21 protein-coding genes are annotated in these 22,754 nt (G+C 74.2%); 15 read left to right on the forward strand and 6 right to left on the reverse strand.

All coding sequences use genetic code 11. The features are described 5' to 3' along the window. Positions 1–9: 9 nt before the first annotated feature. Together EBO35_RS16030 and EBO35_RS16035 are read right to left on the reverse strand one after the other, a co-directional pair. Positions 10–1,050, reverse strand: a complete 1,041-nt coding sequence (locus EBO35_RS16030) for a GNAT family N-acetyltransferase (protein WP_122818610.1) — start codon at positions 1,048–1,050, stop codon at positions 10–12. Then, positions 1,047–2,744 carry an ABC-F family ATP-binding cassette domain-containing protein gene (locus tag EBO35_RS16035; RefSeq protein WP_122818611.1) on the reverse strand — a complete coding sequence of 566 codons (1,698 nt, stop codon included), beginning with the start codon at positions 2,742–2,744 and terminating at the stop codon, positions 1,047–1,049. The genes EBO35_RS16030 and EBO35_RS16035 overlap by 4 nt, the downstream gene beginning before the upstream one ends. A 168-nt stretch (positions 2,745–2,912) precedes the next feature. Here EBO35_RS16035 and EBO35_RS16040 point away from each other — a divergent pair, with 168 nt between their 5' ends. The 4 genes from EBO35_RS16040 to EBO35_RS16055 all read left to right on the forward strand — a co-directional run bounded on the left by EBO35_RS16040 (position 2,913) and on the right by EBO35_RS16055 (position 8,135). After that, a complete protein-coding gene (locus tag EBO35_RS16040) occupies positions 2,913–4,073 on the forward strand; it encodes an acyl-CoA dehydrogenase family protein (RefSeq protein WP_122819854.1) in 1,161 nt (386 codons plus the stop codon). Between the two features lie 12 nt (positions 4,074–4,085). Further along, on the forward strand, positions 4,086–5,207 hold the full coding sequence (locus EBO35_RS16045) for an acyl-CoA dehydrogenase family protein (RefSeq protein ID WP_122818612.1): 1,122 nt from the start codon (positions 4,086–4,088) through the stop codon (positions 5,205–5,207). A gap of 38 nt (positions 5,208–5,245) precedes the next feature. Next, positions 5,246–6,208, forward strand: a complete 963-nt coding sequence (locus EBO35_RS16050; RefSeq protein ID WP_122818613.1) for a phosphatase PAP2 family protein — start codon at positions 5,246–5,248, stop codon at positions 6,206–6,208. A 91-nt stretch (positions 6,209–6,299) separates the two neighbouring features. Then, a complete protein-coding gene (locus EBO35_RS16055; protein WP_122818614.1) occupies positions 6,300–8,135 on the forward strand; it encodes an FG-GAP repeat domain-containing protein in 1,836 nt (611 codons plus the stop codon). A 79-nt stretch (positions 8,136–8,214) separates the two neighbouring features. Here the strand turns inward: EBO35_RS16055 and EBO35_RS16060 are convergent, their stop codons facing one another. Continuing rightward, on the reverse strand, positions 8,215–8,838 hold the full coding sequence (locus EBO35_RS16060) for a TetR family transcriptional regulator (RefSeq protein WP_122818615.1): 624 nt from the start codon (positions 8,836–8,838) through the stop codon (positions 8,215–8,217). A 47-nt stretch (positions 8,839–8,885) separates the two neighbouring features. Between EBO35_RS16060 and EBO35_RS16065 the strand changes: the two genes are divergently transcribed. The 6 genes from EBO35_RS16065 (at position 8,886) to EBO35_RS16090 (ending at position 14,925) form a co-directional block, all read left to right on the forward strand. Further along, positions 8,886–9,638 carry an SDR family oxidoreductase gene (locus EBO35_RS16065; RefSeq protein ID WP_122818616.1) on the forward strand — a complete coding sequence of 251 codons (753 nt, stop codon included), beginning with the start codon at positions 8,886–8,888 and terminating at the stop codon, positions 9,636–9,638. Continuing rightward, positions 9,638–10,465, forward strand: coding sequence for an SDR family oxidoreductase (locus EBO35_RS16070; protein WP_122818617.1), 828 nt, complete (start codon positions 9,638–9,640; stop codon positions 10,463–10,465). The genes EBO35_RS16065 and EBO35_RS16070 overlap by 1 nt, the downstream gene beginning before the upstream one ends. Next, entirely contained in the window at positions 10,462–11,496 is a 1,035-nt protein-coding gene (locus EBO35_RS16075) for a phosphotransferase family protein (protein WP_122818618.1), read from the forward strand. Before EBO35_RS16070 ends, EBO35_RS16075 begins: the two co-directional genes overlap by 4 nt. A 1-nt stretch (position 11,497) precedes the next feature. Next, the gene (locus EBO35_RS16080; RefSeq protein ID WP_122818619.1) at positions 11,498–12,733 is read left to right on the forward strand and encodes an acyl-CoA dehydrogenase family protein; all 1,236 of its coding nucleotides are present in this window, start codon (positions 11,498–11,500) and stop codon (positions 12,731–12,733) included. A gap of 4 nt (positions 12,734–12,737) precedes the next feature. Next, positions 12,738–13,889 (forward strand): acyl-CoA dehydrogenase family protein, encoded by a 1,152-nt coding sequence (locus EBO35_RS16085; protein WP_122818620.1) that lies wholly within the window; start codon positions 12,738–12,740, stop codon positions 13,887–13,889. A gap of 85 nt (positions 13,890–13,974) precedes the next feature. Beyond that, a complete protein-coding gene (locus EBO35_RS16090; RefSeq protein WP_241153736.1) occupies positions 13,975–14,925 on the forward strand; it encodes an alpha/beta hydrolase in 951 nt (316 codons plus the stop codon). 98 nt (positions 14,926–15,023) lie between these two features. Here the strand turns inward: EBO35_RS16090 and EBO35_RS20305 are convergent, their stop codons facing one another. Continuing rightward, positions 15,024–16,244 carry a PucR family transcriptional regulator gene (locus tag EBO35_RS20305; protein WP_122818621.1) on the reverse strand — a complete coding sequence of 407 codons (1,221 nt, stop codon included), beginning with the start codon at positions 16,242–16,244 and terminating at the stop codon, positions 15,024–15,026. 199 nt (positions 16,245–16,443) lie between these two features. On the opposite strand from EBO35_RS20305, the gene EBO35_RS19775 reads away from it, so the two are divergent. The 5 genes from EBO35_RS19775 to EBO35_RS16115 are packed head-to-tail and all read left to right on the forward strand — an operon-like array spanning position 16,444 to position 21,261. Continuing rightward, positions 16,444–17,202, forward strand: coding sequence for an ABC transporter ATP-binding protein (locus EBO35_RS19775; protein WP_241153737.1), 759 nt, complete (start codon positions 16,444–16,446; stop codon positions 17,200–17,202). Next, positions 17,199–17,933 carry an ABC transporter ATP-binding protein gene (locus EBO35_RS19780; protein WP_241153738.1) on the forward strand — a complete coding sequence of 245 codons (735 nt, stop codon included), beginning with the start codon at positions 17,199–17,201 and terminating at the stop codon, positions 17,931–17,933. The genes EBO35_RS19775 and EBO35_RS19780 overlap by 4 nt, the downstream gene beginning before the upstream one ends. A gap of 24 nt (positions 17,934–17,957) precedes the next feature. Next, a complete protein-coding gene (locus EBO35_RS16105; RefSeq protein ID WP_122818622.1) occupies positions 17,958–18,836 on the forward strand; it encodes a branched-chain amino acid ABC transporter permease in 879 nt (292 codons plus the stop codon). Next, complete coding sequence (locus tag EBO35_RS16110; protein ID WP_122818623.1) at positions 18,836–19,912, forward strand: branched-chain amino acid ABC transporter permease; 1,077 nt, start codon at positions 18,836–18,838, stop codon at positions 19,910–19,912. The genes EBO35_RS16105 and EBO35_RS16110 overlap by 1 nt, the downstream gene beginning before the upstream one ends. Continuing rightward, positions 19,909–21,261 carry an ABC transporter substrate-binding protein gene (locus EBO35_RS16115; RefSeq protein ID WP_122818624.1) on the forward strand — a complete coding sequence of 451 codons (1,353 nt, stop codon included), beginning with the start codon at positions 19,909–19,911 and terminating at the stop codon, positions 21,259–21,261. The genes EBO35_RS16110 and EBO35_RS16115 overlap by 4 nt, the downstream gene beginning before the upstream one ends. A 51-nt stretch (positions 21,262–21,312) precedes the next feature. Here the strand turns inward: EBO35_RS16115 and EBO35_RS16120 are convergent, their stop codons facing one another. Further along, complete coding sequence (locus EBO35_RS16120) at positions 21,313–21,915, reverse strand: class I SAM-dependent methyltransferase (RefSeq protein WP_122818625.1); 603 nt, start codon at positions 21,913–21,915, stop codon at positions 21,313–21,315. Then, positions 21,912–22,754 (reverse strand): tRNA pseudouridine(38-40) synthase TruA, encoded by an 843-nt coding sequence (gene truA / locus EBO35_RS16125; RefSeq protein WP_122818626.1) that lies wholly within the window; start codon positions 22,752–22,754, stop codon positions 21,912–21,914. Before truA ends, EBO35_RS16120 begins: the two co-directional genes overlap by 4 nt.

Here is a 22,754-nt window from a genome sequence, read left to right on the forward strand (position 1 = left end):
CGCCGCGGCTCAGCCCAGGCGCTTCTGGAACTCCGCCAGCCGCGCCACCGGCTCGAAGCCGAGCAGCTCGTTCACCGCGACCATCGGGCCGTTCCCCTCGGCGTTCCAGGTGACGAGGTGGTCGATGTCGGGACGCTCGGCCTGCAGCAGGCGCAAGTTCGAAACCTTGACCGCCACGCCCAGGCGGTGGCCGCGATGGTCCCGACGGACCAGCGTCCCCCACTGGTAGGCGCGGCCCGGCTCGTGCCCGGTGGTGACCAGGTCGGTGTAGGCGACGAGCGCCCCATCGGGGGCCAGCGCGACGGTGTTGTACATCGTGCGGCCCTGCTTGGCGGCCAGCGCCTCGCCCTCGCGGACCGCCGCCGGCTCCGCTGACTCCGGCTCCAGGTCCAGGCCCCCGGTCGGCGCCTCGGTGTTCAGGGTCGCGGTCAGCGCGGCCCAGCCCCCGAGGAGCTCCTCGGGGACCGGGCCGACCCAGGAGCGCAGCCGGTACGCCGTGTGGTGCGGGGCCGCCTCGGCGTCCAGCCGGTCCAGCAGCCGCTCCTCGACCGGGAGCCGCAGCACCCGCTGCACGTCGCCGATCGCGAGGTCGTAGCCGCGGGCCCGGGCGAACTCCGGTCCGCTCTCCCCCACCCCCTCGGGGCCGGCCTCGTAGGCGTAGGACGTCTCGCCCCCGAGCACCCGGCGGCCCCGCTCGCCTGCCACCCGCTCGAGGTGGGCCAGCATCGCGGTGCCGAGCCCCCGGCGCCGGTGCCCGGGCAGCACGTGCACGGACAGCTCGCAGCGCTCGAGGTTGTCCAGCAGCGGGGTCTCGATCAGGCCGGTCGCGACCAGCTCCCCGTTCAGGCGACCGGCGAAGACGGTGGACCGGCGCCGGATCGACGGCTCCTGGAGCTGGACCCGCAGCTCGTCACGCTGCCAGGGCGTCGCGGTGTCCTCGCGGCCGTGGCGCTCCGCGGCGGCGTACACCGCGTGCCACGCCTGGAACGCCACGTCGAACCCCGCGTCGCGCGGGTCGACCTCGGTGATCACCAGGCGCGGAGCGCTCATCGGGAGCGCACCACCCGTCCCTCGTCCCAGACCGGGCCGTCGGACTCGTAGACGACGCCGTCGGCGCCGTAGACCAGGAACCGGTCGAACCCGCGGGCGAACCAGCGGTCGTGGGTCACCGCCAGCACCGTGCCCTCGAAGGCGGCCAGCCCCTCCTCCAGTGCCTCGGCCGACTGCACGTCGAGGTTGTCGGTGGGCTCGTCGAGCAGCAGCAGCGTGGCGCCGGAGAGCTCCAGCAGCAGGATCTGGAAGCGCGCCTGCTGGCCACCCGAGAGCGAGTCGAAGGTCTGCTCCCCGGAGGCGGCCAGCTCGTAGCGGTCCAGCACCCGCGCCGCCTGCTCCCGGCCCAGGCCGTGCCGCCCGTCGGGGTGCCCGTCGCCGCGGTGCAGCACCTCCAGCAGGGTCCGGCCGACGAGCTCGGGATGGGCGTGGGTCTGGACGAACCAGCCCGGGCGCACCCGGGCCCCCAGCCGGGCCCGGCCGGTGTGGGGCACCGGCGCGATCGGCACCTCCCCCACCGGGCGGTGCTCCACGTCCGGATCGGTGCCGCCGGCGGCCAGCAGCCGCAGGAAGTGCGACTTGCCCGACCCGTTCGAGCCCAGGACCGCCACCCGCTCGCCGTACCAGACCTCGAGGTCGAAGGGCCGCATCAGCCCGGTCAGCTCCAGGTCCTCGCAGACGACCGCGCGCTTGCCGGTGCGCCCGCCGCGCAGCCGCATCGTGACCTGCTGCTCGCGGGGCTGCTCGGTCGGCGGGCCGGCCTCCTCGAACTTGCGCAGCCGGGTCTGGGCGGCGCGGTACTGGCTGGACATCCCGTCGTTGAACTCCGACTTCGTCTTCAGCCGCAGCACCAGCGCCTTGATCTTCGCGTGCTCCTCGTCCCAGCGCCGGCGCAGCTCCTCGAAGCGGGCGAACCGGTCGCGGCGCGCCTCGTGGTACGACGCGAAGCCGCCCGGGTGGGTCCACACCGTGTTGCCGGCCCCGTGCCCGCCGCCGGCGAGCTCGACGGTGACGACGCGGGTCGCTGTGTTGTCGAGCAGCTCCCGGTCGTGGCTGACCATCAGGACGGTCTTCTCGGACTCGCGGATGCGCTGCTCCAGCCAGATCTTGCCCGGCACGTCGAGGTAGTTGTCCGGCTCGTCGAGCAGCAGCACCTGGTCCGGCCCGCGGAGCAGGAACTCCAGGACCAGCCGCTTCTGCTCCCCGCCGGAGAGCGTGGTCAGCTCGCGGTACTTCGCGCGGTCGTAGGGCACCCCCAGCGCGGCGGTGGTGCAGACGTCCCAGAGCACCTCGAGGTCGTAGCCGCCGGCGTCGGCGTACTCCGCGAGCGCCTCGGCGTAGCGCATCTGGGTCGCCTCGTCGTCGGTCTCCATCAGCGCCAGCTCGAGCCGGTCGACCGCGGCGGCCGCCGCCCGGACCCGCTCCGGCGCGACCGAGAGCAGCAGCTCGGCGACGGTGGTGCTCGACGCCGCCACGTGCTGGCGCATCACGCCGAGGCCTCCGGAGCGGGTCACCGCACCCGCGTGCGGGGTCAGCTCGCCGGTGACGATGCGCAGCAGGGTGGTCTTGCCGGCTCCGTTGGCGCCCACCAGCGCGACCTTGGCCCCCTCGCCCACCCGGAACGAGACGTCGTCGAGCAGCACCCGCCCGTCCGGCAGCTCGTAGCGCACCCCGGCGACATCCACGTGACCCACGTCGGGTGATTCTCCGCCCCCCGGCGCATCCTCGGCGAATCGTTTGGCGCGGGGGCGCCGAGAATCCGATCCGGGCGCAGTGCACACGGGCACCCTTGGGCGCTGCGCCCATGTCGTCCCGACCAGGTCCGCGCCATGATGGGCGCCCACGACCAGGGAGGGGCCGGCATGCGGCTGGAGCTGACCGCGGAGGACCAGGCGTTCCGCGAGGAGATGCGGACGTTCTTCACCACCGAGGTGCCGCAGGAGCTGCGCGACGCCGTGATCGAGGGCCGCGAGCTGGGCCGCGCCGAGTTCGTGCAGAGCCAGCAGATCCTCAACGCCGCGGGGCTGGCGGTCCCGCACTGGCCCGAGGAGTGGGGCGGCCGGGGCTGGAGCGAGCTGCGTCGCCACATCTGGCTCGAGGAGCTGCAGCGGGCCGGGGTGCCGGCGCCGCTGGCGTTCAACGCCAACATGATCGGCCCCGTCCTCGCCCAGTTCGCCAGCCAGGAGATGAAGGAGCGCTTCCTCCCGACGACTGCCAACCTCGACATCTGGTGGAGCCAGGGGTTCTCCGAGCCCGACGCCGGCTCCGACCTGGCCAGCCTGCGCACCACCGCCGTCCGCGACGGCGACGGCTGGGTCGTGAACGGGCAGAAGACCTGGACCACGCTGGGGCAGTACGGCGACTGGATCTTCACGCTGGTGCGCACCGACCCGCAGGCCAAGAAGCAGGCCGGCATCTCGATGCTGCTCATCGACATGACCTCGCCGGGGCTCGAGGTGCGCCCGATCGAGCTCATCGACGGCGGCCACGAGGTCAACGAGGTCTGGTTCACCGACGTCCGGGTCCCGGGCGAGAACCTCGTCGGCGAGCTCAACCAGGGCTGGACGATGGCGAAGTTCCTGCTCGGCAACGAGCGGGTCGGGGTCGCTCCGGTCGGCACCGTCAAGCGGGTGCTGGCCCGCGCCAAGGAGCTCGCCGGGCCGCAGCTGGAGGACCCGCTGGTCCGGGCCCGGGTGGCGGAGCTCGAGAACGAGCTGCTCGCCCTCGAGCTCACCGCGATCCGGGTCGCGGCGCACTCCGCCGGCGCGGAGCCGCACCCGGCCAGCTCCGTGCTGAAGCTCAAGGGCACCGAGCTGCAGCAGGCGGTCAGCGAGCTGGTCCTCGACCTCGCGGGCCCGGCGTCCCTGGCCTCCGGCGCCCCCGACGGCCCCGACGGCTCAGACCTGCCGGCCTGGGCCCGCCGCAGCGCCCCGACGTACCTCAACCTCCGCAAGGCCTCGATCTACGGCGGGTCCAACGAGATCCAGCGCCAGATCATCGCCCGGACGATCCTCGGACTCTGAAGGAGACCGCACGTGGACTTCACCTACGACGACGAGCAGGTCGCCCTCCGCGAGGCCGTGCGCGGACTGGTCGGCAAGGCCTACTCCGACTTCGAGCAGCGCCGCCGCACCGTGGCCGAGGAGCCCGGCTGGAGCGAGGAGGTCTGGGCCCGGCTGGCCGAGATGGGCATCCTCGGCCTGCCGTTCGCCGAGGAGGACGGCGGCGTCGGCGCCGGTCCCGCCGAGGTCGGCATCGTGGCCCACGAGCTGGGCCGGGTGCTCGCCCCCGAGCCGTTCCTGGCCTCGGTGGTGCTCGCCGGCACCGCCGTCGCCGAGGCCGGTACGCCGCAGCAGCGGGCCGAGGTGCTCGGCCCCCTCGCCGCCGGCGAGCGCGTCCTCGCCCTGGCGTACGCCGACGGCGCCACGCCGGTCACCGCGAGCGAGCAGGCCGGCGCCTGGACGCTGAGCGGCACCAAGGAGCCGGTCCTGCACGGCGCCCGCGCGGACCTGCTGGTGGTCAGCGCCGCACTGCCCGGCGCCGGGTCCGGGCTGTTCCTGGTCCAGGGCGACGCCGCCGCCCGCACCGGCTACCGCACCTACGACGGCGCCCGCGCGGCCCGGGTGGTGCTCGACGGCACCGCCGCGGTGCCGCTGGGCGAGCCGGGCGCGGACCAGTCCGCGGCGCTCGCGGCGGCACTGGACACCGGGCGGGTGGCGGCCTGCCACGAGGCGCTCGGCGCGATGTCGGTCGCGCTCGCCGCGACCACTGCCTACCTGAAGAGCCGCAAGCAGTTCGGGGTCCCGCTCAGCACCTTCCAGTCGCTGACCTTCCGGGCCGCCGACATGTACGTCTCGCTGGAGCTCGCCACCAGCATCGCCTCGTGGGCGACGATGGTGCTCGCGGAGCGGGGTCCCGCCGCGGCGACCGAGGCGGTGTCCCGGGCCGCGCTCCAGGTCAGCCGGTCGGGGCGGCACGTCGGCCAGGAGGCCGTCCAGCTGCACGGTGGCATCGCGATGACCGCGGAGTACCTCGTCGGCAACCTGACCGCCCACCTCACCGCGCTCGACCACCTCCTCGGCGACGGCCACCACCACCTGCGCGGCCTCGCCGCGGCCGTCGACGGACACGGGGCGCTGGACCCGCTGGCGAGGTAGCCGGCGGCGGCACCCGCACCTTCCCTAGAATCCTCCGCATGGTGCAGCAGGTAGAGACCGACCACGTCGGTCCCCGGGTCGAGCCTCCGGCACCGCGCCGTACCCGGCACCGCGTCCGCGCCGTCGCGATGACGGCGTACGCCGCGCTGCTGCTGGTGTGGATCGAGCTGCTCGGGATCCCCAACGACACCCTCCAGGTCTTCCTGTGGCTGTGGGTCGGCACGATCGCCTGGAACATCGAGGCCCCGGCCCGCTCCCACCTGCGCTTCCTGCGGGACTGGTGGCTGCCGGTCCTCGGGCTGGTCGTCTACTTCTACAGCCGCGGCCTCACCGACGAGCTCGGCCTGCCGGTGCACATCCAGATGCCGATCACCGTCGACGAGTGGCTCGGCGGCGGCGTCACGCCGACCGAGCGGCTCCAGGACGCGCTGTGCGGCGACCCGTGCGTCAAGGACAGCGAGCCGCGGTTCTACGACCTGCTCCTGACCACCGTCTACGCCTCGCACTTCCTGGCCGGGCTGACCATCGCCGCGGTGCTGTGGGTGCGCAGCCGCACCGAGTGGCTGATGTGGATGCGCCGCTACCTCGGCATCAACTTCGGCGCGCTCGTCGTCTACATCCTCTACCCGATGGCGCCGCCGTGGATGGCCTCCGAGGAGGGCTACATGGGCGAGGTCACCCGGATCACCAGCCGCGGCTGGTCCGACATCGGGCTGGACCGCATCGACCTGATCCTCCAGGGCGTCGGCAACCCGGTCGCCGCGATGCCGTCCCTGCACGCCGGCATCGCGTACCTGATCGCGATGTACGCCGTGGCCCGGCTGAGGACCCCCTGGCGCTGGCTGGTGGTGCTCTATCCGCTGGCGATGTCGTTCGCGCTGGTCTACTTCGCCGAGCACTACGTGATCGACATCGTGGCCGGGGCGGTGCTCGCCGGGCTCGTGATGGTGGCCGCGGCGGCCTGGGAGCGGCGCCGGGCGGCGGTCGAGACCACCTCGTAGGTTCCGGGCACGTTTCGCGCAATCACGCGGGGTTGCCCGAAACGGCTGCCAGGGTGGGCGGCATCGCGCCCCGACCCGAAGGACGGCTCCCGTGTCCCTGCTCCGACGACCGCGCCGGTACGCCGGCGTACTCGCCCTCGCCCTGCCCGCGGCGCTGCTCGCCGCGCCCTCCGGGGCCGTCGCCCCGGACGCGACTGCTGCGTCGTTCGACCGGATCAACGTCGACACCGCCGTCCGCGGCGCCAGCTTCACAGTGGTCGGCGAGGTCTTCGCCGGCGAGCAGAACATCGTCACCAGCGGCTTCGGCGCCCTGGGCCCCCGCGGAGCGCCGAGCGGAGGGGGCAGTCTGCAGATCTACCGGCCCCGAGCCAACCTGGCCGACTGGCAGAAGGTGAGCGTCTTCGACGCGACGGCGAACATCATCTTCCCCAACCAGCCCACGCTGAGCGATGTCGACGGCGACGGCGACACCGACGTGATCGTGCCGTCCGGCAACTTCTTCGACTCCTTCGCCCCGCCGCCCGCCCCGGCCGGGAACTCCCGCGGCGCCCTGACCTGGTGGGAGAACACCGGTCTGGCCGCCAACGGCACCCCGAACCCGTTCGTCCGGCACGACGTGGTCACCGGGCAGCCGTGGTCCTACCACGGCGTCCAGCACGTCGACCTGGACGGCGACGGGATCAAGGACCTGGTCAGCGTCGGCGAGCAGGGCCTCAACCCGAGCGACCAGACGGACGACCAGGTCGAGACCCACTTCTTCCGCGGCACCGGGGGCACCGGCTTCGCCGCGCCCGTCGTCCTGGCCGACGTCGGCGGCAGCCTGCCGGTCGTGCACGACGTGGACGCCGACGGCGACCGCGACATCGTCACCGCTCAGTACTTCGACTTCCCCGGACAGCAGGCCGCCGGCAAGGCCGCGTTCCTGTGGCTCGAGCAGGTCCCCGACGGCACCCCCGGGCTGAGCGCCGGCGACTTCACCCCGCGGACCATCGCGACGCTCGCCCAGACCGGCATGGGCTTCCAGATCCGCCCGGTCCCGGGCTTCCGCGGCCCCGGCACCGTGTCCTGGATCGGCACCAACCACACGAACCGGTGCCTGCAGCCGTACCTCCCGGCAGAGCGGGTCATGGAGTTCGTCCCGCCGGCCGACCCGCGCCAGCCCTGGGCGGTGACGACCCTGTCGAACCCGGCCACGCCGGCACCTGCCTGCCCCGCTGACTACACCGACGGCACCGTGCCGATCTTCCCGGGCGACGAGATCACCTCCCGGCCCACCAACGGCCAGGGCGCCCCCGGCGTCTTCGGGTACGGCGACGTCGACGGGGACGGCGACATCGACCTGGCCGTCTCCGGCGACGGGGACCGCCGGCTGTTCTGGATCGAGCAGCTCGCCGGCGGCGCCACCCGGCTGCACACGCTGACCAGCCCGGGCGAGCAGTTCGGGCAGTCCGGCGGCGGCGCGGTGGCCGACCTGAACGGCGACGGGACTGCGGAGCTGGTCTTCAGCTCCTTCGACCGCGACACGGTCGCGATCTGGAAGCGCCGCCCGCAGGCCCCGGCCGCGCCCCCCGGTCCTGTCGCTCCGGGGCCGGGGACCACGACGGTGACCTCGGCGCTCCGGGTCACGCCCGCGAGCACCCGGGTGGCAGCCGGCCGCAAGGCGCAGTGGAAGGTGCGGCTGACCGGCGCCCGCGGCGGGTCCGCCCGCCAGGTGAAGGTCACGTTCCTCCCGGCCCGCGGCAAGGCGCGCGTCGTGAGGACGCTGCGGCTGCGCTCGAGGACCGCGACCACGAGGCAGGCCGTGCTCACCTGGCGCCCGACGCGGAGCGGGAGGCTCCGCGTCGACTACGCCGGCACGGTCGTCAGCAACACCCTGCGGGACACCGCGACCCGGGCCCAGGTCCGGATCCGGGTCGGCGGGCGCTGACCGCGGCACCCGTGACGTGCTGCGCGGCCCCACGCCGGGCCGCGCAGCGCGTCGCCAGGACCAGGTGCGCCGGCGTCGCTCAGGAGGCGATCCCGACCATCGCGAGCACCAGCTCCCGGTAGTACGCCGCGACCTGGTCGGGGGTCCAGCCCCCGTCCTCGCGCCACCAGCGCGCCAGATCGATGCCCAGGGACAGGATTGCCGCGGCGGTGACCGTCGGGTGCGGCACCCGCAGCGCCCCGGAGCGCCGGCCGCGCTCGAGCAGCTCCCGCAGCAGCACGTCGATGCGCGACCGGATCGCGCCGATCTCGGCCTGGTGCTCGGGCGAGAGCGCAGCCAGTTCGTAGTTGAGGATCCGCGCGGTCGTGTGGTGGACCGCGTGGTAGCGCACGTAGTCGGTCACGAGCCGACCCAGCTGCTCGACGGGGTCGTCGCTGCCCTCGACCGCGGCCCGGCACAGCGCGAGAGTGCGCTCGTGGCCGGCGAGCGAGATCTGGTGCAGGAGCTCCTCCTTGGAGCGGTGGTGCACGTAGAGCGCGGCCGGGCTCATCCCCGCCGCCGCGGCGATGTCGCGGGTGGTGGTGCCGTGGAAGCCCTTCGCGGCGAACGCGGCCACGGCCGCCTGGAGCAGCCGGTCGCGGGCGTCGCCGCGCTGGGTCCCGGACGGCGTACCGCCGGGGTGGGCGTTGACGTGGTCGGGCACGACCGCGATAGTAAGCGAGCGCTTAGTCAGCTGCCAACGGAGGACGCATGCAGGGTCTGCAGAGCAAGGTCGCGATCGTCACCGGCGCCAGCCGCGGGATCGGTCTCGGGATCGCCCAGCGGCTGGTCGAGGAGGGGGCCCGGGTCTGCGTCACCGCCCGCAAGCCCGAGGCCCTGGCCGAGGCCGTCGACGCGCTCGGCGGGCCCGAGCACGCGATCGCGGTCGCGGGCAACGCCGCCGACCCCGGGCACCGGGCGGAGGCCGTCGCCCGCACGATCGAGACGTTCGGCAGCGTGGACCTGCTGGTCAACAACACCGGGATCAACCCCGTCTACGGCCCGCTGGTCGACATCGACCTCGACGCCGCCCGCAAGATCGTCGACACCAACGTGGTCGCCGCGCTCGCCTGGGTGCAGGAGGTGCACCGCGCCTGGATGGCCGAGCACGGCGGCGCGATCGTCAACGTGGCATCCGTCGGCGGGGTGAAGCCGGCCCCCGGGATCGCGATGTACGGCGCGAGCAAGGCGATGCTGATCAGCATCACCGAGAGCCTCGCGGTCGAGCTCGGGCCGGACGTCCGGGTCAACGCGGTCGCGCCCGCGGTGGTGAAGACCCGGTTCGCGAGCGCCCTCTACGAGGGCCGCGAGGAGGAGGTCGCCGCGGCGTACCCGCTGCGGCGCCTGGGCGTGCCCGAGGACATCGGCAGCGTCGTGGCCTTCTTGCTCTCCGCGGACGCCGGCTGGCTGACCGGGCAGACGCTCGTGGTCGACGGCGGCCTCACGCTCACCGGCGGCGTGTGATGGCGACGGCCCTCACTGACGCCGGGGCGGTCGTCACCGGCGCGGGCCACGGGATCGGCCGGGCCCTGGCCCGCCGGCTCGCCGCCGAGGGCGCCCGGGTCGTGGTCAACGACCTCGACGCCGCGGCCGCCGAGGCGGTCGCCGCCGAGGTCGGCGGGACCGCCGCGCCGGGCGACTGCGCCACCGCCGCCGGCGCCCGGGACCTGGTCGAGCAGGCCACCGCGGCGCTGGGCCGCGTCGACGTGTTCTGCGCCAACGCCGGCATCGACGCCGGCCCCGAGTCCGGCCCGGACACCCTCCAGGCGCCCGACGAGGTGTGGGACCGGATGCTCGGGGTCAACGTGCTCGCGCACGTCCGCGCGGCCCGGGAGCTGGTCCCGCGGTGGCTCGAGGACGGCCGCGGCGGCCGGTTCGTGGTCACCGCCTCGGCGGCCGGGCTGCTGACGATGATCGGCAGCGCGCCGTACTCGGTGACCAAGCACGCGGCGGTCGGGTTCGCCGAGTGGCTCTCGGTGACCTACGGCGCCCGCGGCGTCACGGTCCAGGCGATCTGCCCCCAGGGCGTGCAGACCCGGATGCTGGAGCAGTCCGGCGACCTCGCGCAGCTGCTCTCCCGCGACTCCGCGCTGACCCCGGAGGCCGTCGCCCAGGCCTGGGTGGACTCGCTGGCCGACGACCGGTTCCTGGTCCTCCCCCACCCCGAGGTCGCTGGCTACTACGCGGCCCGGGCCACCGACACCGACCGCTGGCTGGCCGGGATGCGCCGGCTCCAGGCCAAGATCGATGCAGGGGTTGATGCAGGGGCCGACACAGGAGCGGGCGCATGAGCACCGAGCTTCCCGGCCTGGACCTGGCCGCCTGGAGGCGCTGGTACGACGCGCAGCGACCCGGCGAGGTCGCCGGCGACCTGACCGGCGCGCTGATCGCGGGCGGCAAGTCCAACCTCACCTACGAGGTCACCGACGGCCGGTCCTGGTGGATCGTGCGTCGCCCGCCGCTGGGCCACGTGCAGGCGACCGCGCACGACATGGCCCGCGAGCACACGGTGATGACAGCGCTGGCCGACACCGACGTGCCGGTCCCGCAGACCTACGCCGTCTGCGCCGACGACGCCGTGCTGGGCGCGCCGTTCTACGTGATGGAGCGGGTCGCGGGGACGCCGTACCGCACCGCGGCGCAGCTGGCCGAGATCGGCCCACAGCGGACCGCGGCCCTGGCCGCCGCGATGATCGACGTGCTCGGCCGCCTGCACCGCGTCGACCCCGCCGAGGTCGGGCTCGACGACCTCGGCCGGCCGACCGGCTTCCTGGAGCGGCAGGTCCGCCGCTGGGGCCGCCAGCTCGAGGGGTCTCGGACCCGGGACCTGCCCGACGCCGACGCGCTGCTGGCCCACCTCGCCGCCTCCGTGCCGGCCGAGGACGGCGCGGCGGGGATCGTGCACGGCGACTACCGGCTGGACAACCTGCTCGTGGTCGCCGAGGACCCGCAGCCGATCCGGGCCGTCGTGGACTGGGAGATGGCGACCCTCGGCGACCCGCTCACCGACGTCGCCCTGCTGCTGGTCTACGACGCACTGGGCGAGCTCGCCGGCGGCGGCTCGGTCGCCGACGCCAGCACCGCGCCCGGCTACCCCGGGCCCGAGGAGCAGCTCGAGCGGTACGCCGTGGCGAGCGGGCGGGACCTGGGCGAGATGGGCTTCCACCTCGGCCTGGCCCACCTGAAGCTCGCCGTGATCCTCGAGGGGATCCACCACCGCCACCTGGCCGGCCAGACGGTCGGCGAGGGCTTCGACACCGTCGGCGCCGTCGTCGAGCCGCTGCTGGCGGCCGGCCTGGCCGCCGTCCGAGGAAGGGACTGAGATGGACTTCGAGTTCGACGCCCGCACCCGCGAGCTCCAGCGCGAGCTGCACGACCTGATGGAGACCTCCGTGCTCCCCGCCGAGCCGGTCTTCGCCGCGCAGCTGGACGCGCTGGCGGACCCGTTCGACTGGACGAGCGCGCCGGTGCTGCGCGAGCTCCAGGCCGAGGCCCGCTCGCGGGGCCTGTGGAACCTGTTCCTGCCCGGCGACAGCGGCGGCCACGGCGCCGGCCTGACCAACCTCCAGTACGCCCCGCTCGCCGAGATCAGCGGGCGCAGCGGCAACCTGGCGCCCGCCGCGATGAACTGCGCGGCGCCGGACACCGGCAACATGGAGGTGCTGCACATGTTCGGCACCCCCGAGCAGCAGGAGCGCTGGCTGGAGCCACTGCTGGACGGCCGGATCCGCTCGGCGTTCGCGATGACCGAGCCCGACGTCGCCTCCTCGGACGCCACGAACATCGGCACCTCGATCGTGCGCGACGGCGACGAGTACGTCGTCAACGGCCGCAAGTGGTGGATCACCGGCGCGATGGCGCCCGCCTGCGAGATCTTCATCGTGATGGGCCGCACCGACCCCGACGCCCCCCGGCACCGGCAGCAGTCGATGCTGCTGGTCCCCCGCGACACCCCCGGCCTGCGCGTCGTCCGCCCGATGCAGGTGCTGGGCTACGACGACCACGAGCACGGCGGCCACGCCGAGCTGCTCTTCGAGGACGTCCGGGTGCCGGCCGCCAACCTGGTCGGCGAGCAGGGCGCCGGGTTCGCGATCGCCCAGGCCCGGCTCGGCCCGGGCCGGATCCACCACTGCATGCGCTCGATCGGCGTCGCCGAGCGGGCCATCGAGCTGATGTGCCAGCGGGTCGAGGCCCGGGTGGCGTTCGGCCGGCCGCTCTCCCGTCAGGGCGTGATCCGGGAGTGGATCGCCGAGGCGCGGGTGGCGGTCGAGCAGCTGCGGCTGCTGGTGCTGAAGACGGCCTGGCTGATGGACACCGTCGGCAACAAGGGCGCCCACACCGAGATCCAGGCGATCAAGATCGCCACCCCGAAGGTGGTCCAGGAGATCCTCGACCGCGCGATCCAGGCGCACGGCGCGGGCGGGCTCTCCCAGGACTTCCCGCTGGCCGCGAGCTTCGCCGGCATCCGCACGCTCCGCTTCGCCGACGGGCCCGACGAGGTGCACAAGAACTCCCTGGCCAAGGCCGAGCTGGCCCGCCACGCGGTCGCCGGGGCCTGAGCCGGTGGACCTCTCGCTGAGCGAAGAGCAGGAGGCGTTCCGGGCCGTGGCCCGGGAGTTCCTGGAGCGCGAGGCGGTCCCGCACCGCACCGAGTGGGACCGGCGCGAGGCCGTGGACACCGCGATCGTCCCCCGGATGGCCGAGCTCGGCTTCTTCGCCATCACCTTCCCCGAGGAGTACGGCGGGCTCGGCGGCGACCACCTCACCTCGGTGCTCGCGATGGAGGAGCTGGGCCGCGCCGACTCCGCGCTGCGCGGGATCGTCTCGGTCTCCAGCGGCCTGTTCGGCGGGTCGGTGCTGCGACACGGCACCGAGGAGCAGCGCCGGGAGTGGCTGCCCCGGATCGCGGCCGGCACGGCCCTGGGCTGCTTCGGGCTCACCGAGCCCGGCACCGGCTCGGACGCCGGGAGCCTCACCACCCGCGCGCGGCGCGACGGCTCGGACTACGTCCTCGACGGCGAGAAGCTGTTCATCACGAACGGGACCTGGGCCGACGTCGCACTGGTCTTCGCCCGCACCGGCGGACCGGGCCCGAAGGGGGTCTCCGCGTTCCTGGTTCCCACCGACACCCCCGGCTTCGAGGCCCGCGAGATCACCGGCAAGCTGGGGCTGCGCGGCCAGGCCACCGCCTCACTGCACCTGGACGGCGTACGCCTCCCCGCCTCCGCGCTGCTGGGCGAGGAGGGCCAGGGCTTCCGGATCGCGATGACCGCCCTGGACAAGGGCCGGGTCTCGGTGGCCGCCGGCTGCGTCGGGATCGTGCAGGGCTGCCTGGAGGCGGCGGTCGCCTACGCCACGACCCGCACCCAGTTCGGCAAGCCGATCGCCTCCTTCCAGCTGGTGCAGGACCTGATCGCGGACATCTCCCTGGACGCCGACGCCGCCCGGCTCCTGGTGTGGCGCTGCGCGGACCTCCTGGACCGCGGCGAGCCGGTCGGCCTGGCGGCGTCGAAGGCGAAGCTGTTCGCCTCCGAGGCGGCCGTGCGCGCGGCCAACAACGCCCTGCAGGTGCACGGCGGCTCCGGGTACGTCGACGACTACCCGGTCGAGAAGTACCTGCGCGACGCGCGGGTGATGACCCTCTACGAGGGCACCAGCCAGATCCAGAAGCTGCTGATCGGGCGCGCGGAGACGGGCATCACCGCTTTTGTGTGACCCGCGTTTGTGTGACCCGCGTTTGTGTGACCCACATTCGTGTGACCCGGCGTTCGACTGACCGCCCCATCCGAGAGGACGCACCGTGACCTCGCTCGATCCCCGTCTCGACCCCGAGATCGCCGCGCTGCTGGCGTTCCTGGACTCCACCGGCAGCCCGCCGATGCATGCCGGGACCGCCGAGCAGGCCCGGGCCTCCTTCCGCGCGCTCACCGTCGACCTGCGCGACCCGAGCGTGCTGCCGGAGGTCGAGGAGGTCACCGACATCACGGTGCCGGGCGGCGACGGCGACCGGCCTGCGCGCGTGTACCGGCCAGGGCCCGGCGCGCTGCCCACCGTCGTGCTCTTCCACGGGGGCGGCTGGGTGATCGGCGACCTGGACACCCACGACCTGATGGCGCGCACCATCGCCACGATCTGCGAGGCGGTCGTGGTCAGCGTGGACTACCGCCTCGCCCCCGAGCACCCGTTCCCCGCCGCGGTCGACGACGCCCTGGCCGCGGCCAGGTGGGCGGCCGCCCACCTCGCCGACCTCGGCGGCGACGAGCGGCTGGGCCTGGCCGGCGACAGCGCCGGCGGCAACCTCGCCGCGGTCGCGGCCCAGGTGCTGCGCGACGAGGGCGTCCCGGTCGCGGGCCAGCTGCTGGTCTACCCCGCCACCGACCTGGTCGGCGAGACGGCCTCGCGCGTCGAGAACGCCGAGGGGTACTTCCTGGACCGCGACACAATGCTGTGGTTCGCCGCCCAGTACGTCGGCCACCTGCCGCCGGACCGGCTCGCCGACCCTCGGCTCTCCCCGCTGCGCGGGGACCTGGCCGGCCTCGCCCCCGCCGTCGTCGCGGTCGCGCAGTTCGACCCGCTGCGCGATGAGGGCACGGCGTACGCCGAGGCGCTGCGGGCCGCGGGCGTGCCGGTCCGGCTCGCGTCCTACGACGGCCTGATCCACGGCTTCGTGGACATGGGCCGCTTCTGCCGCGCCGCCGACGACGCCGTCAACCGGACCTGCCGGCTCTTCCACGACCTCCTCCACCCCTGATCACGCCGACCCGGCAGTTCTGGTCGCGGGGATCACGCCGACCCGGCAGTTCTGGTCGCGGGGATCACGCCGACCCGGCAGTTCTGGTCGCGCCGCCCTCAGCCGCGTCCCCGCGCCATCAACGCGAGGGCGAGGAGCATCTTGTCCCGCGGGTCCGCGAGGCTGCGGCCGGTGAGCTGCTCGAGCTGCTTGAGGCGGTAGATGACCGTGTTGCGGTGGCAGAACAGCTCGGCCGCGGCGTGGGTCGGCGAGCCGTCGTGGCGCAGCAGCGCGGCGAGGGTGTCCAGCAGCGTGCGGGACTGCCCGCCGGGCAGCGCCAGCACCGGCCCGAGGGTCTGGCCGACCAGCAGCGGCGCGACCTGCGGGCTGCCGGCGAGCAGCACCTCCGGGAGCCGCTCCGAGACGGCCACCACCCCGCGCGTCCCGCGGGGCAGCGTCTCGGCGGCCCGGTGCGCCAGCTGGAAGGCGGTCGCGAAGCCGGCGATGCCGTCCTGGCTGGCCGCGACGCCGGTACGGCCGGGGGCGCTGGCCGCGAAGAGCTCGACGATCCCCGGCTCGTCGGGGAGGTCGCCGGACAGCAGCCCGTAGGAGACCCCGGAGCGGACGTGCCAGCGCGCCGGGATCCGGAGCCGGTCCAGACGGTCCTCGGCCGGCGCCAGCGCGTCGACGCCGTCGGTCCCGTCGAAGAGCACCACGACGCACGCCACCGCGTCGTCGGGGCCGACGTCGAGCGCCGAGCGGGCCTCCTCGGCGAACTCCGGGTCTGCCCCGCGGCCCTCCAGCAGCGCGTCCAGCACACTCTGCTGGCGTTGCAGGTCCTGGCGCTGCATCCGGGCGCTCTCACGCCGGTAGGCGTCGATCAGCACGCCGTTCTGGACGTCGAGGTTGGCCCACACGGTCCGCGCCGCGGCCAGCAGCACGCCGTCGTCGATCCCGGCGGCCGCCTCGGAGCGGACCCGGGTGACCAGGGCCTCCCACAGGATCCGGGCGCCGAGCGTGTAGGCGTTGAGCACCAGCTCCAGCGGCACCCCCTGCCGAGCCCGCCGACGGCCGGTGTCGCGCCACAGCTCGACGGCCGACTCGCCCTCGGCGTCCCCGGCCTCCCGGCGGCCGGCCAGGATCCGCACCCCGCGGCGGATGTGCTGGCGGGTGCTCGCCCGGACGTCGGCGCGGAACTCGGGCCCGATCCGCTCGTAGGTCTCGGCGTCGCGCTCGAAGAGCGTGAGCGTGATGCTGTCGGCGATCGCGTCGGCGGAGTCCACGAGCAGCGACCACGCCTCGCGCAGGGCGATGTCCTCGTCGACGGGTTCCGCACGCATGCCGCCACGTTCGCACTCTGCGCACAAGCCTGACCAGTAGGCACCCCGATTCGGGTTCCGCGAACCAAGGAGTTCTGTGCAGCGCGCCTCATGACCAGACTGTGCAGCCACACCAAGGTGGTGCAGGTCACATCGCCCAACATCCGCTGGAGGTCCCGTGCCCGGCCCGGCCCCCGCCACCGCCTCCGTCACCTCCACCGTGAGCGTCCTCGAGATGCGCGACGTGACAGTGACCTTCGGCGGGCTCACGGCCCTCGACGGAGTCGGGCTCGCGGTGGCCCCGCAGCAGGTGCACGGCGTGATCGGACCGAACGGCGCCGGGAAGACCACGCTGTTCAACGTCGCGTGCGGCTTCGTGCGCCCCGACAGCGGCACGATCTGCCACCGCGGTACGCCGGCCGAGCGGCTGCGGCCCACCGACCTGGCGCCGCTCGGCGTGGCCCGCACCCTGCAGGGCCTGGGCCTCTTCGACCGGGTCACGGTCCTGGAGAACGTGATGGTCGGCGCCGACCGGCACGCCCGGACCGGCTTCCTCGGCGGGCTGCTGGCACTGCCCGGCTCCCACCGCGAGGAGCGGGCGCTGCGCGAGCGGGCGCTGGCGACCCTCGACGAGCTCGGCGTCGCCCACGTCGCCGGGCTCTACCCGCCCAGCCTCCCCTACCCGGTGCGCAAGCGGGTCGCGCTCGCCCGGGCCCTGGTCGCCGAGCCCGAGCTGCTGCTCCTCGACGAGCCGGCCAGCGGGCTCTCGGCGGGCGAGATAGACGAGCTCGGCACGCTGGTGCGCGGGCTGACCGACCGGATGTCGGTGCTGCTGGTCGAGCACCACATGGACCTGGTCATGCGGGTCTGCGACCAGATCACCGTGCTCGACTTCGGCCGGGTGATCGCCCGGGGCCGGCCCGAGCAGGTCCGCGAGGACCCGGCCGTGCTCGCGGCGTACCTCGGGGAGACGGTGTGAGCGCCCCGGCAGCCCCGGCAGCCCCGGCCCTGGCGGTCCGGGGACTGACAGCGGGCTACGGGCCGATCACCGCCCTGCACGACGTCTCGTTCACGGCCGCCCGCGGGCGGATCACCGCCGTCCTCGGGGCGAACGGCGCCGGGAAGACCACGCTGCTGCGCACCCTGTCCGGCCTGCACCGGGCCCGGTCCGGGAGCGTCGAGCTGCACGGCCGGCCGGTCTCGACAGTGCCGGCCGAGGCGATGGCCGGGCTCGGCATGGCCCACGTCCCCGAGGGGCGCGGGGTGATCACCGAGCTCAGCGTCGAGGAGAACCTGCGCCTGGGTGCCCTGGGGCGCGGCGGCCGGGTCCGGGCCGGCGACCTGGACCGCGCCTACGAGCTGTTCCCGGTGCTGGCCGACCGCCGAGCGGCGACCGCCGGCACGCTGTCCGGCGGCGAGCGGCAGATGCTCGTCCTGGCCCGGGCCCTGATGGCGCGCCCCGCGCTGCTGCTGCTCGACGAGCCCTCGCTCGGGCTGGCGCCCCGCATCGTCGCCCAGATCTTCGCGCTGGTGCGCGACCTGGTCCGCGACGAGGGGCTCAGCGTGCTGCTGGTCGAGCAGAACGCCCGCAGCGCCCTCTCGGTCGCCGACCGGGGGGTCGTCCTCGACCTCGGGCGGGTCGTGGCCGACGAGGACGCCCACGTGCTGGCCGGCGACGACCAGCTCCGCCACGCCTACCTCGGGTTCTAGCCACCCCGCGACCTGGAGACCACGTTGCAACAGCTCCTCAACACCGCCCTCGTGGGCCTGACGCTCGGGATGGTCTACGCCGCGTTCGCGCTGGCGCTGGTCCTGGTCTGGCGCTCGACCCGCGTGGTGAACTTCGCCCAGGCGCCGATGGCGATGGTGACCACGTTCGTGGCCCTCGTCGTGATCGAGGACGGAGCGTCCTGGTGGGTCGGCCTGGCCGCGGCCCTGCTCTCCGGGCTGGTGCTCGGCGCGGTCCTGGAGCGCGCGGTGGTGCGGCCGGTGCAGGGTGGCGCCGAGATCAATGCCGTGATCCTCACCCTGGGGCTGTTCATCGTGCTGCACGCCCTGGCCGCGGTGGTCTTCGGCAACCGCTACCGGTCCTTCCCGGCGCCGTTCGGGATCCGCGGGCTCGAGATCGGCGACCGCACGATCGCGCTCACGGCCACCGGGGTCTTCACGATCCTCGCCGTGCTCGTCACGATGGCCCTGCTCGTGGCCCTGTTCCGGCTCACCGACCTGGGGCTGCGGATGCGCGCCTCGGCGTTCAACCAGGAGGTGGCCCGGCTGCTGGGCGTCCGGGTCGGCCGGATGCTGACCCTGGGCTGGGCGCTCGCCTCGCTGGTGGGGTCCCTGGCCGGCGTCCTGATCGCGAGCGGCAGCCTGGTGCACCCCGGCTTCATGGACAGCGTCGTGGTCTACGGGTTCGTCGCCGCCGTGCTGGGCGGCCTCGACAGCCCGGTCGGCGCCGTCGTGGGCGGCCTGGTGCTCGGCCTCTCGCTCAGCTTCGTCAGCGGGTACGTCGGGTCGCAGCTGGTCGCGCTGGCGGCCCTGCTGATCCTGGTGCTGGTGCTGCTGGTGCGGCCCGGCGGGCTCTTCTCCACGACGACGGCGAGGCGGGTCTGATGCGCACGCTCACCCGGGCCTGGCCCGACTCCACCCTCGCCCGGCACCTCCTGCTGGCAGTGCTCGGGCTGGTCGCGGTGCTGCTGGTGCTCCAGGGGGTCAGCGACTTCCGCCGCTTCCAGCTCGCCGAGATGGCCTACCTCGGCATCGCGGCCGGCGGCCTGACCGTGCTCACCGGCCTCAACGGCCAGGTCTCGCTGGGCCACGGCGCGCTGATGGCCGTCGGCGCCTACACGGCCGCGCTGCTGCTCCCCGACCGCGACGCCTCCGTCCCGCTCCCGCTGGTGCTGCTCGCCGCCGCCGCTGTCGCCCTGGCGGTGGGCGCGATCGTCGGCGTCGCCGCCGCCCGGCTGCACGGCCCCTACCTCGCCGGCGCCACCCTCGCCCTCGCGGTCGCCGTCCCCGGCATCGCGCTGTACTTCAAGGACACCCTGGGCGGCGAGCAGGGGCTGCGCGTGGTGCTGCCCGAGCCCCCCACGTGGGTGCTCGACGCGGCGTACTTCGTCACCGGGCAGGACCTCACCACCAGCGGCTACGTCGCGCTCGTCGGCTGGCTGGTGCTCATCGTCACCTATGTGCTCCTCGCGAACCTCTCGCGCAGCCGGGTCGGCCGGCGCTGGCGGGCCGTGCGCGACGACGAGGTCGCCGCGCAGCTGGCCGGGATCGACCTGGGACGGGCCCGGGTCTCCGCGTTCGTGGTCAGTGCCGCCGCGGCCGGGGTCGCCGGCGCGGTGCTCGCGCTCAGCGTGCGGCTCGCGGCCCCCAGCAGCTTCACGCTGACCCTCAGCCTCACCCTCCTCGCCGCGGTGGTCCTCGGCGGCCTCGGCAGCCTCACCGGAGCGCTGCTCGGTGCCGCGCTGCTGACCTTCCTGCCGCAGGTCGCCACCGGCCTCGGCACCGACGCTGGCCTGAGCGACATCCAGGCCGCAGAGCTGGCCCCGCTGGTCTACGGGCTGGTGATGGTCGGGGTGGTGCTCGTGGCACCCGCCGGCCTCGCCGGCAGCCTGCGCCTGCTCGCCGTACGCCGCCGCACGCGCGGGGCGCTCTCCACCACCTCGAAGGGAACAGCCAGATGAAACGCAGGACAGGGACCCGGGTCCCCCTCAGCGGGAAGGCGGCGGTCGCCGGCCTCCTCTCCACGGCGCTCCTCCTGGCCGGTTGCGGCGCGGGCGGCCGGGACGACGACGACGGTGACGGCGAGGGCGGCGGGGCATCCGACACCGGCGTCACCGCGGACACCATCACGATCGGGGCGCACTTCCCGCTCACCGGCGTCGCGGCGCCGGGCTACAGCGAGATCCCCACGGGGGTGCAGGCCTACTTCGACTACGTCAACGCCAACGGCGGCGTGCACGGGCGCAAGATCGAGTACGTCGTCAAGGACGACGGCTACAACCCGACGAACACCAGCAAGGTCACCAACGAGCTGGTGCTCCAGGAGGAGATCTTCGCGATGGTCGGCGGGCTCGGCACGCCGACCCACAGCGCGGTGGTGGACTTCCTCAACGACGAGGGCGTCCCCGACCTGTTCGTGTCCTCGGGCTCCCTGATGTGGGGCGACGACGTGGAGAGCCGGCCGATGACGTTCGGCTGGCAGCCCGACTACGAGATCGAGGGCAAGATCATCGGCCAGTACGTCGCGGAGAACATGCCCGACGCCAAGGTCGGGCTCTTCCTCCAGGACGACGACTTCGGCGAGGACGCCGAGCAGGGCGTGCGCCGCTACCTCGACGACCAGATCGTCGACGTGCAGCGCTACACCTCCGGCAGCACCGACGTCGGCCCGCAGATCGCGGGGCTCCAGGCGGCGAAGGCCGACCTGGTGCTGTCGTTCAACACCCCGTCGTACACCGCACTGAGCCAGCTGGTCGCCCTCAAGCTCGGCTACGAGCCGGAGTGGTTCTACTCCAACGTCGGCTCCGACCCGGGACTGGTGGGGGCGCTGCTCTCGGAGATCTCCGAGGGGGCCGTGGCCGGCGGCGCGGCCGCGCTGGACGGCGTACTCACCACGGAGTACATCCCGGGCGTCGACGCCCCGGACGACCCGTGGGTCCAGCTGTGGCAGAAGGTCTGGGACGAGCACGGCGAGAAGGGCGAGCTCACCAACTACCGGGTCTACGGCATGTCCCACGCCTACGCGTTCGTCCAGGCGCTCCAGGAGGCCGGTGAGGACCTGACCCGCGAGGGGCTGGTCGAGGCGCTCGAGAGCGGCAGCCAGGACCTCGAGGGTCCCCAGCTGGCGCCGTTCCGGTTCACCGAGGACAGCCACATGGGCATCTCCGGCATGCAGGTGGTCGAGCTCAAGGGCGGCGTCGGCGAGGCGCTGACGCCGGTCCTGGTCAGCGACATCGGCGACGCCGAGATCACCGAGGACACCTCCGGCCAGGCCGAGGACGCGCCCCCGGAGAGCGGCGTCCCCGAGTAGCCCCGCTCGACCAGAGGCGCGACCCGGCAGGAGCTCCTGCCGGGTCGCGCCTCAGGCGCGGGTCTCCAGGATCCGGAAGCCCTTGGCCGAGGCGAGGCGGGTGGTCGGGTGGCCCTGCTCACCGAGCCAGCGCTGGAGGGAGTCGGCGCCGAGGTTCTTGCCGACGACCATCACCGCGCGACCGCCGGGCGCGAGCCGGGGCAGCCAGGTGAGCAGCAGCTCGTGCAGCGCAGGCTTGCCGATCCGGATCGGCGGGTTCGACCAGATCTCGTCGAAGACCGCGTCGGGGGCGACCGCGTCCGGCGTGAGCGCGGTGTAGCGGTCGGCGACGCCGAGGGACGCGGCGTTCTCGTTGGCCAGGAGTAGGGCGCGCTCGTTGACGTCCACGCCGGTCACCACCGCCGTCTCGGCGGCGACGGCCACCGCCAGCCCGATCACGCCGTACCCGCAGCCGAGGTCGAGGACCCGCCCGCCGGCCGGCGGCCGGGTCTCCCGGAACAGCACGGCGGTGCCGACGTCGACGCGGCCCTGGGCGAAGACGCCCGAGCCGCTGACCAGCGACAGCCGGTGCCCCCACACCTCCGCCTCGACCGGCTTGCGCGTGAACGCCACCGACGGGTCGGCGCTGAAGTAGTGCTCGTCCTCGGTGCTCACGGCGTCACGTCCACGGCCGGGCGCCGGGCCCGGGTCAGCTCGGCCCGGGCGGCGAGCTCGTCGTCGACCGGGTAGACGACCTCCTCCAGGGTCAGCCCGCGCGCCGGGGCGACCGCGACCCTCGGGTCGCGCCGACGGGCGTGCAGCACCTCGCCGGCCCACTCGACCGGGCGGCGCCCCTCACCGACGGCGAGCACGCAGCCGACCATCGCCCGCACCTGGCTGTGGCAGAACGCGTCCGCGCGGACCGTCGCCTCGAGGACCCCGTCGGCCCGCCGTACCCAGGAGAGCTCCTCCAGCACCCGCACCGTGGTCGCGCCCTCCCGCTGCTTGCAGAACGAGGCGAAGTCGTGATGGCCCACCAGCGGCGCCGACGCGGCGTCGAGGACGCCCTCGTCGAGCGGCCGGGGCCAGACCAGCACGTGCGAGCGGTGCAGCGGGTCGACAGCGGCGGGGGCGTCGGCCACCCGGTAGGCGTAGCGCCGCGAGAGCGCCGAGAAGCGGGCGTCGAAGGCGCCCGAGACCTCGGCGATCCGGCGCACCCGCACGTCGGGCGGCAGGATCCCGTTGAGCCGGCGCAGCAGGGCCTCCAGCGGCGGGTCGGTCGACCGGCCGGCCGAGGCCGCCAGCACGTCGGCCGCGACGTCGGTGTGCGCCACCTGCCCGCGCGCGTGTACGCCGGTGTCGGTGCGGCCCGCGCACACGACCTGCGGCGCCTCGGTCCGCAGCGAGGTCTCCAGCGCGTCGCTCAGGACGCCCTGGACGGTCCGCAGCCCGGGCTGGGCGGCCCACCCGTGGAAGTCGGTGCCGTCATAGGCGAGGTCGATCCGGATGCGCAC

This window comes from Nocardioides pantholopis, from assembly GCF_003710085.1.
GTDB lineage: Bacteria > Actinomycetota > Actinomycetes > Propionibacteriales > Nocardioidaceae > Nocardioides > Nocardioides pantholopis.